A 15,565-nucleotide genomic window follows, 5' to 3' on the forward strand; every position below is an offset into this window, starting at 1 on the left:
AACGTCTCGCGAAAACGAGACGTTTTTTTTATGTCTTTTTTGTTTATTTTAATATCATATCCTGATAAGAAATTATGGTTTTGTAACCTTTAGACTTAAAATAAGTGACAGGATTTACATCAGAAATAACCATAATAAAGTCACCTCCCCAGGCACCTAAACTTTTAATTTCACCCATAAAATCCGAAAATAAATTTTCTTTGACAGCTGGTGTTTCTAAGATGGTACTCATAATCGTTTCATGTCTGGCAATTGCAGCGGCCATTATCGTGCTGTTTTTTGCATGGAGGATTTCATGAGTTATTTTATCTGTTTTAGAAATGTATTTTTCAATATCAGTAGTTTTATTTTTCTGATAATTGGCTATCGCTGTTTTGCTGCTTTGTTTTTTATTTAAATACACAAAATAAATATTATCTGTAAAGTTCGGATAAAATTGAACCGGCTCTACTTTCGCTTTTCCGTGCTTTAATTGATAAAGTACCGGGGTATTGTTTTGCGCACAGGCAATATCATAACCACTGCCTCCAAAGCTGTTATTCAGCAACTCAAAAGCATCAATATTTAACCATTGGGCTATGTTGTTGATAAGTGTGGAAGAAGTTCCTAAGCCCCATTTTTTTGGAAATGTTAATTCGGTGGTGATTTGAAATCCTTTTTCCTGATTCAGAAAATCTGGATTTAAAAGATAAGCTTCGTGCAGAATTTTTATTAAAGTGGTTTTTACTGATTCTTCTTTTGCTGAAACAGGATTTTTTATTTCTGAGAAAGTAATGCTGTCTTCAAACCAGGTGGAACCATCAGCATCAAAACTTTTCCAGTTAATCTCCGCATTTTTACTTTCTTCAATAATTAAGTTTTGACCAAATTTGGTAGGCAATGCCAATGCTTTAGCTCCGTCCAATACCAGATATTCAGCAGTGATTAATAATTTTCCGTTGCTGTAAAATGTCTTTTTTGTATCCATTTCCAAATTAAATTAAAATAGCTGCTATTGTTTTGTTCTTAAACTGTCAATAAAATTAACGACTCCGCTATGCGAAACCACATGGTCTTTAAAATGTTTTTGTACAGCATCACGTTCGTTTTTAGTAGCTTCAAGTTGGTTCAGAATGTTATTCAGATGCATTTTCATATGTCCGTCCTGAATTCCTGTTGTGGTTAAGGAGCGTAAAGCGGCAAAGTTTTGAGCTAGTCCGGCCACAGCAACAATTTCCATTAATTCTTTTGCAGATGGGTTTTCGAGCATTTCCAGCGAAAGCTTTACTAAGGGGTGTAAACTCGTTAATCCGCCTACAGTTCCTAAGGCTAATGGCACTTCCAGCGAGAAACTAAATATTCCGTTTTCAACTTTAGCATGAGATAAACTGCTGTATCGACCTTGTCTGGCAGCATAAGCATGAATACCTGCTTCTACAGCTCTGAAATCATTACCTGTAGCCAGGATTACGGCGTCAATTCCGTTCATAATTCCTTTATTGTGCGTCACGGCTCTAAAAGGTTCTACTTCGGCAATTTGCACGGCCTGAACAAAACGCTGAGCAAAAATTTCAGGATTCGGAATGTGTTTCTCTGCTAATTGTTCTACGGGGCAGGAAACTTCGGCTCTAACTATGCAATTTGGCACATAATTAGAAAGGATGCTCATCACCACTTCGATGTTTTTTTCTTCTTCAGTAAAAAGTTCGTAAGCCTGTGCTTCGGTTTTTAAAATCTTAGCAAATTGTTCCAAACAGGAGTTGATAAAATTAGCCCCCATGCTGTCGATGGTTTCAAAAGTAGCATGAAGCTGAAAATAATCGTCTAATAACTGGGTTTTGTCTTCCAGTCGGATGTCCAGAATTCCACCACCACGCTGTTGCATGTTTTTAGTAAGACTTTCTGTTTCTGAGAAAAATTTAGCTTTTGTCCGGGCAAAAAACAGTTCCAGTTTAGAAATATCTCCTCGGTATAAAAAATGAACCTGACCTATTTTTTCGGTATTGAGAATTGTAGTTTTAAAACCACCGCGGCTAGCCCAGAATTTAGCCGATTTAGAAGCTGCAGCAACTACAGAGCTTTCTTCAATTGCCATTGGGATAGTAAAATATTTATCATTAATTAAAAAATTAGGAGCCACACCCAGCGGAATATAGAAATTACTAATGGTGTTTTCTATAAATTCATCATGCAGTTTTTGAAGTTTTTCATCAGAATTCCAGTATTTTTTTAATAATAAAACGGCATTTTCCGGATTTGAAAAGTAAGCGGAGGCAATCCAGTTTATTTTTTCTTCTTTTGATAGTTTTGAGAATCCTGCTACGGTTTTATTCATTTTCAGTTAATTAAAATATAATGAGCGGCAAAGATACGTTTTAGCCTTTTTATTTTTCATTAAATTAGCATCAATAAATAAGATTATTGTTTTTTATTGGCTGAATTTTAATCAATAAAATAGCTGATATGTATCTTTTTTTTACTAAAATTGGGGTTTTCTATACAGATAATTTAAAATATGAATCACAAGCTGCTTTCCTTCGTTTTGTTTTTGTTGAGTATGGTTGTTTTTGGACAACAAAAAATAACTGTCGAATCTATTTATCGGGGAACGTATCGCACCGAGGATATGTACGAATTGCATTCGTTAAAAAAATCCAATCAATACACGGTTTTGAATTATGATCAGGCAACACAGTCTACACAAATTGACTTGTATGATTTTTCCAGTTTACAAAAGACGGCAACAATTATAGATTCTAAATCAGAAAAAATACCGGCTATTGATGCTTACACTTTTGATTCGGAAGAGAAAAAACTATTGTTGGCCTGTAATTCTACAGCTGTTTACCGCCATTCATTTACTGCAGATTATTATTTATATGATATTTCGAAAAAAGAAATAACACGATTATTTGATTTCCAAATTCAGGAACCCACATTTTCTCCTGATGGAAAGAAAATTGCTTTTGCCAGAGAAAATAATTTATATGTTTATGATATAGCAGCAACAACGACAACACAAATTACAGCCGACGGTAAAAAAAATGCAATTATTAACGGAATTTGTGACTGGGTTTATGAGGAGGAGTTTTCATTTGTGAGAGCTTTTGACTGGTCCAAAGACAGCAGGAAAATTGCTTACATCCGATTTGATGAATCTCAGGTTCCGGAAGTTTCTATGCCGGTTTATGGAGAAAGTTTGTATCCACAGATGATGACTTTTAAGTATCCAAAAGCAGGAGAAAAAAACTCCGAAGTTTCTCTTCATATTTGTGATATTAATTCCCAGCAAACGCAAAAAGTCAATCTGAGTGATTACTCCGATTTTTATATTGCCAGACTTCAATGGACTAATGATGCAAATGTTTTATCTGCTCAGGTTTTAAACAGGCATCAGGATAATTTAGACCTGCTTTTTATTGATGGAAATTCAGCTGCTAAAAAAGTGGTTTTAAACGAAAAAGACAAAGCTTATATTGATGTTACCGATAATCTTACTTTTCTAAAAGACAATAGTTTTATCTGGACCAGCGAAAAAGACGGTTTTAATCATATTTATTATTATGATAAAACAGGAAAACTGAAAAATCAGGTGACTAAAGGGAATTGGGAAATTACAAGCTTTTACGGGATTGATGAGAAAAACAATACGGCGTTTTATCAGTCAACCGAAAACGGTTCGATAAACCGGGGTGTTTATAAGATTGCTTTGAATGGGAAAAATAAAATAGCATTATCTGATGAAACAGGGACTAATGAAGCTACATTCAGCCCAAATTTTGATTATTATATCCGTACTTTTTCCAGCGTGAATCAGCCTACCACTTATACTTTGAATGAAGTCAAATCGGGGAAAGAATTGAAAGTTATTGAAGATAATGCTGCTTTAACACAACGGTTGAAAGAATACAATTTACCTGAAAAAGAGTTTTTTGTTTTAAAGACAGAGAAAGGAATTGAATTAAATGCCTGGATGATTAAACCAAAAGATTTTGATGTATCTAAAAAGTATCCTGTATTTATGACGCAGTATTCGGGACCGGGTTCTCAGCAAGTAGCGAATCAATGGAATTCTCTGGATGATTACTGGTGTTTAATGCTTTCGCAGCAAGGATATATTGTAGTGTGTGTGGACGGAAGAGGAACTGGTTTTAAAGGTGCTGAATTTAAAAAAGTAACACAGTTGCAACTGGGAAAATACGAAGTTGAAGATCAGATTGATGCTGCTAAAGTGATTGGGAATTATCCTTATGTGGACAAAAACAGAATAGGAATTTTTGGCTGGTCATATGGTGGATTCATGGCTTCCAATTGTATTTTGAAAGGAAATGATGTTTTTAAAATGGCGATTGCAGTAGCTCCGGTTACTAACTGGCGTTTTTACGATTCCGTTTATACCGAAAGGTACCTGCATACTCCACAGGAGAATCCAGGTGGATATGATGATAATTCACCTATTAATTTTGCTGCTCAGTTAAAAGGGAAATATCTTTTAATTCACGGAAGTGCTGATGATAATGTGCATCTTCAAAATTCTATGGAAATGATGAATGCTCTGATAAAAGCCAATAAACAATTTGATTCTCAGATTTATCCGGATTGTAATCACGGAATTTATGGAGGAATGACCCGGATTCAGTTGTTTAATAAAATGACTAACTTTATAAATGAAAATTTATAAATAATCAACGCTTTATGACAAATGACTCAGTAAACAAGGAAGATTTTTTTGGACATCCAAAAGCCCTTTTTATATTGTTTTTTACAGAAATGTGGGAACGTTTTTCATTTTATGGAATGAAAGCTTTGTTGATTTTTTATTTAACTCGTTACCATCTTTTTACAGATGTAAATGGGAATTTGTTAATTGGAAGTTATGCAGCCCTTGTATATGCAGTTCCGGTAATTGGAGGTTTTATTGCAGACCGGTATTTAGGATTTCGTAAAGCCATTGTTTTTGGAGGAATAATGCTGGTATTAGGACATCTTGGAATGGCTTATGAAGGGAATGCTGCTACGCAATCAGTAACGGGTGAAATCACAAGAGATAATGCAGCATTACAGGTATTTTATTTTTCACTGTGTCTTATAATTGTTGGTGTCGGTTTCCTTAAAGCGAATATATCTTCATTAGTTGGAGAACTTTATGAAGTGGGTGATAAAAGAAGAGACTCCGGGTTTACCTTATTTTATATGGGAATAAATCTTGGTTCTTTTTTAGCTACTTTGATTTGTGTATGGCTTGGAGAAAAGTATGGATGGAGTTACGGATTTGGAGCCGCTGGGGTAGGAATGCTTTTTGGTTTGTTGACTTTTATTTCAGGAAAAAAATTGTTGAAAGGAAAAGGAGAATCAAAAGTGCCGGAATTATTAGAAAAGAAATCTTTTGGATTAAAAAACGAATGGATTATTTATTTTCTGAGTGTTCTATCAGCATTAATTTTTTGGCAGATGGTGCAGCGACATGAAGCTGTATCTTATTCTTTAATGATAGCCGGAGCCGCTTCGTTTGTTTATATTGTTTATTATAGTATTACACAATTAGATAAAAAAGCCAGAGAACAGTTGATTGCTTTGACAATTTTGATTGTTTTCACTGTTATTTTCTGGGCATTATTCGAACAGGCTTACACATCATTAAATTTATTTGCTGACAGAATTTTGGATAGGGACTTTTTTGGGCACACTATTTCTGCTGGGCAATTTCTAAGCTTTAATGCATTATTTATTATTTTGTTAGCGCCTGTTTTTGCCTGGTTATGGGTGAAACTTGGAAAATATAATCCAAATACGGCTGTGAAGTTTTCTATGGCTTTATTGCTCGTGGGATTAGGTTTTGGTTCTTTGGTTTTAGGGATTAGTTTATCAGGACTTGGAAAAGTAGCTATGATTTGGTTAATACTAACTTACTTTCTACATACATGTGGAGAATTATGCTTGTCTCCTGTTGGGCTTTCTGCTGTAACAAAATTATCACCGGCAAAAATTGTAGGTTTTATGATGGGGGTGTGGTTTTTAGCTACAGCAAGTTCAGAATTTATTGCATCAATTTTAGCAAATATCGCTTCAGTAGATACTTCAAATGGTACGGCTCCTGACTTAAATTTAGCAAAACAAAGTTACTTAGTGCTTTTTGAATATCTTTTTTATACAGGAATTGGTTTTGGAGTTGTGCTATTTGTACTTTCACCAGTAATTAAAAAATTAATGCACGGAGTTGATAAAGAATTAAATAATTAATATAGATGAGTCAGAATAATACAGATCAATTTTTTAAGAGTACCGTTTTAGGACATCCTGCCGGTTTATTCGTTTTGTTTTTTACAGAGATGTGGGAGCGTTTTTCATTTTACGGAATGCGTTCTCTGTTAATATTATTTTTAACCACTTCTTTTATAGATGGCGGTTGGGGATGGACTCGTGAAAATGCTTCTGCACTTTTCGGTTCTTACGTGGGATTAGTGTATCTCTCTACAATGCTTGGAGGTTATTTTGCCGATAAAGTAATTGGCTTTCGATGGGCAGTTGTTGTCGGGGCAGTTTTGATGACTTTAGGACATGCATCTATGGCTGTTGAAACGGAATTTTCTATTTATCTTGGATTGGTTTTGTTGGTTTTTGGAAATGGTTTTTTCAAGCCTAACATGACCTCTATCATTTCGGAAATGTATAAAGACCGTCCTGAAAAGAAAGATGGAGCTTATACATTATTTTACATGGGCGTAAATGCGGGAGCTTTCTTCGGAATTTTACTTTGTGGTTATTTAGGTGAAAAGGTAGGGTGGAGTTATGGTTTTGGATTAGCAGGGATTTTTATGTTCTTCGGAATGCTGCAGTTTTGGCTGTCTCAAAATATCTTCGGTGATATTGGCTTAAAACCGAACAAGGAAAGTAAAGCAAAAGCTGAGGCTTTGGATTTGGATAAAAGAAATCCTTTTTCTCCCTTGCAATTAGTAGCAATAGCTTTCTCTTCAATTGTAGCTTTATTATGGCTTCTAAATGATCCAGCATCAAAAATATCAGGAGGAAAGATAAATCTTTTTTCTTTTCTGGGATCTGAAGGTAACTCGATTGCAATTGTTTCGGCTTTGATTGTTTTTATTATATTATTAATTTACAGATTTACACAGTATTCTAAAATCACCAAAGAAAAACTAATAGCAGTAACCTTCTTCGCTTTTCTGACTATTTTCTTCTGGGCTATTTTTGAGCAGTCTCCAAATAGTTTGACCATATTTGCAAGTGATTATACCGATCGTATTTTAGTGGGTAACTGGAGTGTAATCTTTTTGGTTGTCAATTCATTAATTACTATTTTACCTTTAATTATTATTACTTGGGTTTTAATTTTATTATTCAAACAGACTTTCAAATATTATGCTGTTGCCAATATCATATTGAGTATAAGTTTTATCATATTATGGGCAATTGCAATATGGATGCTTACTAAAGATTATTATACTGCAGGATATTTATCCTTATCTGATTCAACTTTGGAAAGATTAAAAATTGAAAAAGTGGCCACTGCTTTAACAGAAGTTCCGGCAACATGGTTTTCTACTTTAAATTCATTATTCATCATCTCTTTGGCTCCGTTATTTTCAAAATGGTGGGAAAGTAAATACAATCCTTCCGCAAATTTAAAATACGGAATCGGAATGGGATTACTGGCATTAGGGATGGCTTGCGTGGCTTTTGGTGCAAATGGTATTGAACCAGGGGCAAAAACAGCTTCAGTAAGTATGATCTGGTTGATTTTGGTTTACCTTTTTCACACAATGGGAGAATTGTGTATTTCGCCAGTTGGACTTTCTTATGTGAGTAAGTTGGTTCCGGCTCGTATGATTGCCTTTATGTTTGGTGTGTGGTATTTGGCAGTAGCTATCGGAATGAAAGGAGCAGGTATGTTTGGAGAAAATATTGATAAAATTGCCAATGAGCATGGATTGAGTTACTTTTTCTGGATGTTAACAATTATTTCAATTTTGGTCGCTTTGTTCTCAATTGGAATGTCTCCGGTAATTAAAAAGTTAATGCACGGTGTGAAATAAAAATTAGGCATTATATTTGTTGCCTATTCGAACAAAATAGAAAATTATGAAAAAAATATATTTAATTGCTGTTTTCTGTATTGGTATAGTTTCTGCTCAGGCACAAAAAGAAGAATTAACATGGCATACAGATGTTAAGGAAGCTATTGCAATAGGGAATAAAGAAAATAAGCCATTACTCATGTTTTTTACCGGAAGTGATTGGTGTACATGGTGTATGCGTTTGCAGAAAGAAGTTTTAACAACACCCGAATTTACTAAATGGGCAAAAGAAAAAGTGATATTGGTTGAAATAGATGATCCAACAAGGACACCTCAAGCCCAAGAGATTAGACAGGAGTATAACCAGATTAGAGGTGTGTTAGGGATTGTGGGGTATCCGACAGTTTACTTCGTTAGAGGTGAGAAGAAGGATGAGAAATTTAATTTACAACCACTTGGAAAAACAGGTTATGTTCCCGGTGGCCCGGTTGCCTGGTTAGAAGTGGCTAACGGAATTTTAAGTCAGAAATAAAATTAGAGAATACAGTTATTTTAATTGAAAGTATCCCTTTTCGGCAGTAGCGTGAAAAGGGATTTTCTGTTTCTTACAACTCATTTCCCATTGCGGTAACATCGATTTATAATTAGAGCCATCCGCAATTACCAGTTTTGGCTGTAAAGATAAGAGCATACGGTCGATATTTATTTTAGGCGATTGGGTGAGCAGAATAATATCCGGTTTTGTGTTTTCCGGAAAAATACCGGCACTGTCCAGAATAAGAATTTTATTCGCTTTGAAATATGCCACGTGCTGTATTTCTTTTTGATTTTTTATATAGCAAAAATTTGCAATTAAATAAGAGTTAAGCATTTTGTTTTTTGCGACAGCACTATCTTTAGAATAAACAACAACTTCATTTCCCTGTCGCTGAATTATGAGGCTGTTTCTTTTTTGATTAAAAACAATCCATTCTTCCTGATGCTGAATTTGCCATTTGTTACTTAGGAATGTTAGCTGACATAAAATAATGCTAAGTAATGCGAATACTGAATTTTTAAAATACGGCTTTTTAAACCAGATTATAAAGGCAATAATTAAAAGGTAGCTAAAAGTAAGCATACTGAAATTAAAAGGAATGTCTTTGATAATAAATTGTTCAAATGAAGCTATAGTATTGATGATCTTATTCAGTAAATAAATGCTCCATTCCAGCGGTTTTGTTAACCAAAAAGGGGTAAAATTTATTGCTGAAAATGCCATTACTATAATTCCCAGAAACATTATAAAACTTAATAATGGGATAACTGCCAGATTAGTGATGAAAAATAACCCCGGAAATTGATGAAAATAGTACAAACTTAAAGGCAAAGTCCCTATTTGAGCAGCGAATGAAACCGTTAAAATATCCCAGCTGTATTTTGCTATTTTGTTTTTTGGTTTCCAAAGTTGCGATAAAACAGGTTGGAACCAAACAATAAAAAACACCGCTAAATAACTCAATTGAAATCCGGCATCAAACAGGAAATAGGGCTGAAAAAGTAAGATCAATAATATGGATACTAATAAGGTATGGTAGATATTCACGCTTCTTCTAAGATGTAATCCAATGGCAACAAAAGAAAACATGGTAACCGATCGGACAATAGAAGGCGATAAACCGGCAACGAATGCAAAAATGAACAAACAGCTTAATATTATGCTTAATTTTAAAAATGACCCTTTTCGGGTATTTGGAATTGGGATGAGTATAAAATTTAGAAATAAAAAAATAAAACCAACATGCAATCCGGAAACCGACAAAATATGAATGGCACCTGCATATTGATAATCCTGAATAATCCCGGGATCGATATCCTGTCTTTGTCCTAAAATTAAAGCGGCGGCTACTGTTAGTGCTGTTGGGTCAAAATGTGCTTTTTGTAAATTATCAGTTATTCGGGTTCTGATTTTGGCAATGTAAAACCAGCTGTCTTTTTGTAATTCAGAACTTAGTTCAATAGCTGTTGGATTAGCATATATCTGGGCATAGATTTGCTTTTTATCAAGATAACTACCATAATTAAACTGATTAGGATTATCAGGCTTTTTGTTTTTTTGAACATAAGCCTGAATGCGTAAAATGTTTCCTGTCTGTAGTGTTTGTAAAGTACTTTGTTTAGAGATATTCAGTAAAATTTTCCCACTGTAATTTTTATGGTCTATCGATTTAATCAAAGCGATGTAACGCTGATTGTAAGTAGTGTTTTTTAATTTTTCTCTGATAACCAGTGTGACAGAATGTTCTTTTTCAAAAACGGTTTTGTGATTACTGTAATTGTCTTTTTGAAAAGAATCAGTTTGAATTATCAAACTGCTTATTCCGGTAAGGAAAGAAATGAAATAGCAAAGCAGAGAAGTATAGCGGTTGTTCTTGCGGCTTTTTCGGACTAAAAAAATAAAAAAGCATGTTAGTAATAAGAAACAAATAAGCAATCCGAAAATCCATTTTGGATTGGGACGACAAGTAAAAGCAGTCAGAATTCCCAGTAGAAAACTTATTGTGATTCTTGCCAATGGAAATTCAAATACTTTCATGATTCTAAAGTACGAATTTTCTACAGAGTAATCTTTTTTTAAGGTAAAATTCTGCTCAGCTGTGTAAAAGTTTTATCATAGTAAGCTTCTTTGGTTGAGGAAATTATGACTCCTCTGGAAGTGGAAGAGTGAATAAACTGCACTTCGTCATCTTTAGTTTCAGTTATAATGCCTACATGATTGATTTTACTCCGCCCATTGGTTTTAAAAAAGATTAAATCTCCTTTTTGAGCTTTCGAAAGATTTTTTCCTAAATCAATTCCCACTTTAGATTGCTCTGCAGAACTTCGCGGGAGTTTAATGTCATATTGATTAAAAGTGGAAAAAACCAATCCGGAACAATCAAAACCTGATTTTGTGGTTCCGGCATATTTGTAGGGAGCACCCAGATTTTCCGAGGCAGTTTTGATTATTTTATCAGCCAGATGCAGGCTGTTATTTTTTTCTTTTTTGCCGGTTGCTACTGCGGTGGATTTACAGGAAGTAAAGATAATTGGTAAAAGAATGAAATACAATAACGGTTTTAAAAGGCTTTTACTATGCATTTAAATTGGCAATAATTAATTGAGCTGTTTTTTCGCTTGCTCCGGTTCCGCCCAGCTTTTGTTCTAATATATTGTACTTAGCTAATAGATTTTGACGGTATTGGGAATCCAGTATTTTAGTTAACTCCTTTTTTATGTTTTTAGTATTGCAGTCGTCCTGAATTAATTCGGTTACTACCTCTTCATCCATAATTAAGTTAACTAATGAAATGTATTTTAAGGTAATAATGCGTTTTGCGATTTGGTAGGAAATCCAGCTTCCTTTATAACAAACCACTTCCGGAACTTTAAAAAGCGCTGTTTCTAAAGTTGCTGTACCCGAAGTAACTAAGGCAGCGTGAGCAATTTTTAACAAATCATACGTCTTGTTAGCAGTAAATCGGATATTATTTTTGGTAATAAACTTTTCGTAAAAAGAAAATTCCTGACCCGGAGCTCCTGCAATTACAAACTGATAATCCGGAAAATCATCTGCTACGCTAAGCATCACCGAAAGCATTTTAGTGATTTCCTGTTTTCGGCTTCCGGGCAGTAACGCAATAATAGGTTTTTCACTTAAATTGTTTTCAGTTCTAAAAGTAGCAGCTTCTATTGGTTTTTGATTTTGAATGGCATCAATAAGCGGATGTCCCACAAATTCTACCGGATAATGATGTTTGTCTTCGTAAAAGTTTTTTTCAAAAGGTAAAATCACATACATTTTGTCTACATCTCTTTTAATCGCTTTGATTCGGTTTTCCTTCCAGGCCCATATTTGCGGAGAAATGTAGTAGTGTGTGGGAATACCCTTTTGTTTAGCCCATTGTGCAATACGCATGTTAAAACCGGGATAATCAATAAAAATAATAACATCAGGCTGAAATTGCTGAATGTCTGCTTTACAAAATTTAATATTATTTAAAATAGTTTTTAAATTAAACAGCACTTCTACAAAGCCCATAAATGCTAATTCCCGATAGTGTTTTACTAAAGTTCCTCCTGTTTTCTGCATTAAATCGCCACCCCAAAACCGGATTTCAGCATTGGAATCTTGTTTGAAAATAGCTTTCATTAAATTAGAACCATGCAAATCACCAGATGCCTCTCCGGCTATAATGTAGTATTTCATTTTAAGCTGCTTATTATAATCAGTATTCAAAATTAACCATTCCATTTTGAGGAATCAAATAAAGAGACTTTTTTAAACTTTTTATTTATTCGTTCCAGTTCCAGGTATTCAGCTGTTTTGTAGCGTGATATGCCGTTAAATCAAACTGAACCGGAACAATAGATATGTATCCGTTATTTAAGGCCCACTCATCAGTATCTTCACCCTGATCCGGATTGGTAAATTCACCTGATAACCAGTAGTAATCGCGATCATGCGGTGTTTTTCTTTTGTGAAATTTTGCAGCCCAGAAAGCTTTTGCCTGGCGGCATATCCGGATTCCTTTAATCTCTTTTTGTTTTAACTTTGGAAAATTAACATTTAAAACTACATCTTTAGGTAATTTGTTTTTTAGCGTTTCTAAAGCTATTTTTCGAATAAAAGGCTTGATTTCTTCAAAATTAGCATTCCAGTTAAAATCGGAAAGAGAAAATCCTACAGCAGGAATTCCTTCAATTCCGGCTTCAATTACGGCGCTCATTGTTCCTGAATAAATAACATTTATAGCAGAATTAGAACCATGGTTAACACCGGAAACACATAAATCAGGCTTTCTTTTAAGTACTTCTTTTACCGCTATTTTTACGCAATCTACCGGAGTGCCGGAGCAGCTGTAAATCGGAAAAGGATCCTTTTCGGTCGAAATTTTGTTTAAAAATAATGTCTCACTGGTTGTAATGGCATGTGCCATTCCACTTTGCGGTTTGTCAGGCGCTACTACAACAATATCTCCAATTTCTTTCATAACAGCTATCAAAGCCTTGATTCCGGGTGCTGTAACACCATCATCATTTGTAATTAAAATTAAGGGTTTACTTTTTGTCATTTTGTAATATTTTTTTCAACAAAAGTTCTCAGGAAGAAAAATTTTAAACAAAGTAACTAAAATTAATTTAGTTGCATGATTATTGCTATTGTAAAAAAAACATTTTTATATCTTTAACAAAAAATTAGGGATGCCTTATTATCCTTGGCATAGTTTTTCCCGTAACTTAGTTTAAAAATTTGGATGAATACTATTATTAGTCTTATGAAGAGAAATTATAAATTACTTCTTGCCGTTGTTATTTTATCGGTATCACTATTTGCTTTTAAAATAAAATCGGCTTCTGAAACCGACCCCGATAAAGATAAATTACTTTTAGAATTACTAACATTTGTAATAGAAAAAGGGCATTATGATCCTGCAGCTATTGATGATGCTTTCTCTAAAGGTGTTTATAAGGATTATATTCAGGCTTTAGATCCTTCAAAACGTTTCTTTCTGCAATCTGATATTGATGAATTTTCAAAATATGAATTAGAACTTGATGACGAACTGATCAATAAAGACCTGACATTTTTTACTTTATCTTATGAGCGTCTGATGCAGAGAATGAAAGAAAGTCAGGGGTTTTATAAAGAAATTTTAAAATCACCGTTTGACTTTACTGTTGATGAAAGTTTTAATACTGATTATGAAAAAGCTCCTTATGCTAAAGATGAAGCTGATTTAAAAGAACGCTGGAGAAAACAGTTAAAGTTAACTACGCTTTCTTCACTGACAGATAAATTGAAAATTCAGGAAAATAAAGGTAAAGTTTCTAAAGAAGAAGTTGCCATTCCGGGAAATCCATTAGAGGAAGAAGAAACAACTCAAGTGGATGAAAAAGAATCAGTAGCAGATAGCAAGCCGAAATCTTTTGAAGAATTAGAAAAAGAAACTCGTGAAAATACATCGAAATCTCTGGATGAATATTTTGGATTCATGAAAGATTTGGATAGAAATGACTGGTTTTCTGTTTATATCAATTCTATTACAGCCCGTTTTGACCCGCATACTAACTATTTTGCTCCTGAGGAGAAAGAACGTTTTGATGTAAGTATCAGTGGTACTTTAGAAGGTATTGGTGCGCGTTTACAAAAGAAAAACGATTATACTGAAATTTCTGAACTGATTTCAGGAGGACCAGCCTGGAGAGGAAAACAGCTTGAGGCGGGAGATGTGATCATGAAAGTAGCTCAGGGTAACGGTCAACCGGTAGATGTGGTAGGAATGCGTCTTGATGATGTGGTTAAAAAAATAAAAGGGCCAAAAGGAACTGAAGTGCGTTTGACTATCAAAAAAGTTGACGGTACTATTAAAGTAATTTCTATAATCAGAGATATTGTAGAAATTGAAGAGACTTATGCTAAATCCAGTGTTGTTACTAAAAACGGACTAAAATATGGCGTGATTTACCTTCCTAAATTCTATATCAATTTTGAAAACAAAGAAGGAAGAGATGCAGGAAAAGATATTGCTTTAGAAGTAGAACGCTTAAAAGAAGCTAAGGTTGATGGTATCGTTTTAGATGTTCGTGATGATGGAGGAGGATCTTTGTCGACTGTTGTAGATATTGCAGGATTATTCATTGAACAAGGACCTATTGTTCAGATTAAATCAGCAGGAAGAAAAAAAGAGGTTTTATACGACAGAGATAAAAAGATAGAGTGGGACGGACCATTAGTAATTATGGTCAATAGTTTTTCCGCTTCAGCCTCTGAAATTCTGGCAGCAGCTATTCAGGATTATAAACGTGGAGTAATCATTGGAAGTAAGCAGACATATGGTAAAGGAACAGTTCAAAATGTGATTGATCTGAATCAATTTGTACGTAGCAATGAACTTGGAGATTTAGGAGCGCTTAAAACTACTACTCAAAAATTCTACAGAATCAATGGAGGTTCTACACAATTAGAGGGAGTAAGCAGTGATGTGGTGATGCCGGACAGGTATTCTTACCTGAAAATGGGAGAGCGTGATGTGGAAAATGCAATGCCTTGGGACAAAATTGATCCTGCTGATTATTCTGTGTGGAATAATAATGGCAATTTTGCCACTGCAATTTTGCATAGTAAACAGCGTATTGCTGCTAATCCGCAATTTAAGCTGATTGAAGAGAATGCCAAATGGATTGATTCCAGAAGTGAAGAAAATGAATATAGCCTGAACATTGATAAGTTTAGAAAAGCACAAAGTGCTATTGAAGAGAAGGCTAAAAAGTACAAGCCTATTTTTGATTATAAAAATGATTTGAAATTTACGTCTTTACCATATGAAACAGAACAAATGAGTAAGGATAATGTCTTGAAAGAAAAGAGAGACCGTTGGCACGAGAGTTTATCTAAAGATATTTATGTAGAAGAAGCATTGAATGTACTGGATGACTTACAGACTAAAATTAATTTGAAAAAAACTCCCGTTCACGCCAGTAAACTAAAAAAAGAAAAATTAGCTAAAACAAATTAAAAAAAGATAAGAGAA

At 34.2% G+C, this 15,565-nt stretch carries 11 protein-coding genes; 5 read left to right on the plus strand and 6 right to left on the minus strand.

Annotated elements, in window-relative coordinates; genetic code table 11:
- Positions 1 to 43: 43 nt before the first annotated feature.
- A complete protein-coding gene (locus ABS764_RS10540; protein ID WP_408081757.1) occupies positions 44 to 967 on the minus strand; it encodes a GYDIA family GHMP kinase in 924 nt (307 codons plus the stop codon).
- Between the two features lie 24 nt (positions 968 to 991).
- Positions 992 to 2,314, minus strand: a complete 1,323-nt coding sequence (locus tag ABS764_RS10545; RefSeq protein WP_408081758.1) for a hydroxymethylglutaryl-CoA reductase, degradative — start codon at positions 2,312 to 2,314, stop codon at positions 992 to 994.
- A 180-nt stretch (positions 2,315 to 2,494) separates the two neighbouring features.
- Between ABS764_RS10545 and ABS764_RS10550 the strand changes: the two genes are divergently transcribed.
- The 4 genes from ABS764_RS10550 to ABS764_RS10565 are packed head-to-tail and all read left to right on the plus strand — an operon-like array spanning position 2,495 to position 8,544.
- Positions 2,495 to 4,660, plus strand: coding sequence for a S9 family peptidase (locus tag ABS764_RS10550; RefSeq protein ID WP_408081759.1), 2,166 nt, complete (start codon positions 2,495 to 2,497; stop codon positions 4,658 to 4,660).
- Between the two features lie 14 nt (positions 4,661 to 4,674).
- A complete protein-coding gene (locus ABS764_RS10555; protein ID WP_408081760.1) occupies positions 4,675 to 6,219 on the plus strand; it encodes a peptide MFS transporter in 1,545 nt (514 codons plus the stop codon).
- A gap of 5 nt (positions 6,220 to 6,224) precedes the next feature.
- Positions 6,225 to 8,030, plus strand: coding sequence for a peptide MFS transporter (locus ABS764_RS10560; RefSeq protein WP_408081761.1), 1,806 nt, complete (start codon positions 6,225 to 6,227; stop codon positions 8,028 to 8,030).
- A 46-nt stretch (positions 8,031 to 8,076) separates the two neighbouring features.
- On the plus strand, positions 8,077 to 8,544 hold the full coding sequence (locus ABS764_RS10565; protein WP_408081762.1) for a thioredoxin family protein: 468 nt from the start codon (positions 8,077 to 8,079) through the stop codon (positions 8,542 to 8,544).
- Positions 8,545 to 8,559: 15 nt separating this feature from the next.
- Here the strand turns inward: ABS764_RS10565 and ABS764_RS10570 are convergent, their stop codons facing one another.
- From ABS764_RS10570 to surE, 4 genes are all read right to left on the minus strand, one after another.
- On the minus strand, positions 8,560 to 10,587 hold the full coding sequence (locus ABS764_RS10570) for a ComEC/Rec2 family competence protein (protein ID WP_408081763.1): 2,028 nt from the start codon (positions 10,585 to 10,587) through the stop codon (positions 8,560 to 8,562).
- Positions 10,588 to 10,625: 38 nt separating this feature from the next.
- Positions 10,626 to 11,132 (minus strand): C40 family peptidase, encoded by a 507-nt coding sequence (locus ABS764_RS10575; protein ID WP_408081764.1) that lies wholly within the window; start codon positions 11,130 to 11,132, stop codon positions 10,626 to 10,628.
- Positions 11,125 to 12,240, minus strand: a complete 1,116-nt coding sequence (gene lpxB / locus ABS764_RS10580) for a lipid-A-disaccharide synthase (protein WP_408081852.1) — start codon at positions 12,238 to 12,240, stop codon at positions 11,125 to 11,127. The genes ABS764_RS10575 and lpxB overlap by 8 nt, the downstream gene beginning before the upstream one ends.
- 85 nt (positions 12,241 to 12,325) lie before the next feature.
- Positions 12,326 to 13,105 carry a 5'/3'-nucleotidase SurE gene (gene surE, locus ABS764_RS10585; protein ID WP_408081765.1) on the minus strand — a complete coding sequence of 260 codons (780 nt, stop codon included), beginning with the start codon at positions 13,103 to 13,105 and terminating at the stop codon, positions 12,326 to 12,328.
- A 183-nt stretch (positions 13,106 to 13,288) separates the two neighbouring features.
- On the opposite strand from surE, the gene ABS764_RS10590 reads away from it, so the two are divergent.
- A complete protein-coding gene (locus ABS764_RS10590; RefSeq protein ID WP_408081766.1) occupies positions 13,289 to 15,550 on the plus strand; it encodes a carboxy terminal-processing peptidase in 2,262 nt (753 codons plus the stop codon).
- The last annotated feature ends 15 nt before the right edge of the window (positions 15,551 to 15,565 follow it).

Source organism: Flavobacterium plantiphilum, assembly GCF_046000495.1.
GTDB lineage: Bacteria > Bacteroidota > Bacteroidia > Flavobacteriales > Flavobacteriaceae > Flavobacterium > Flavobacterium plantiphilum.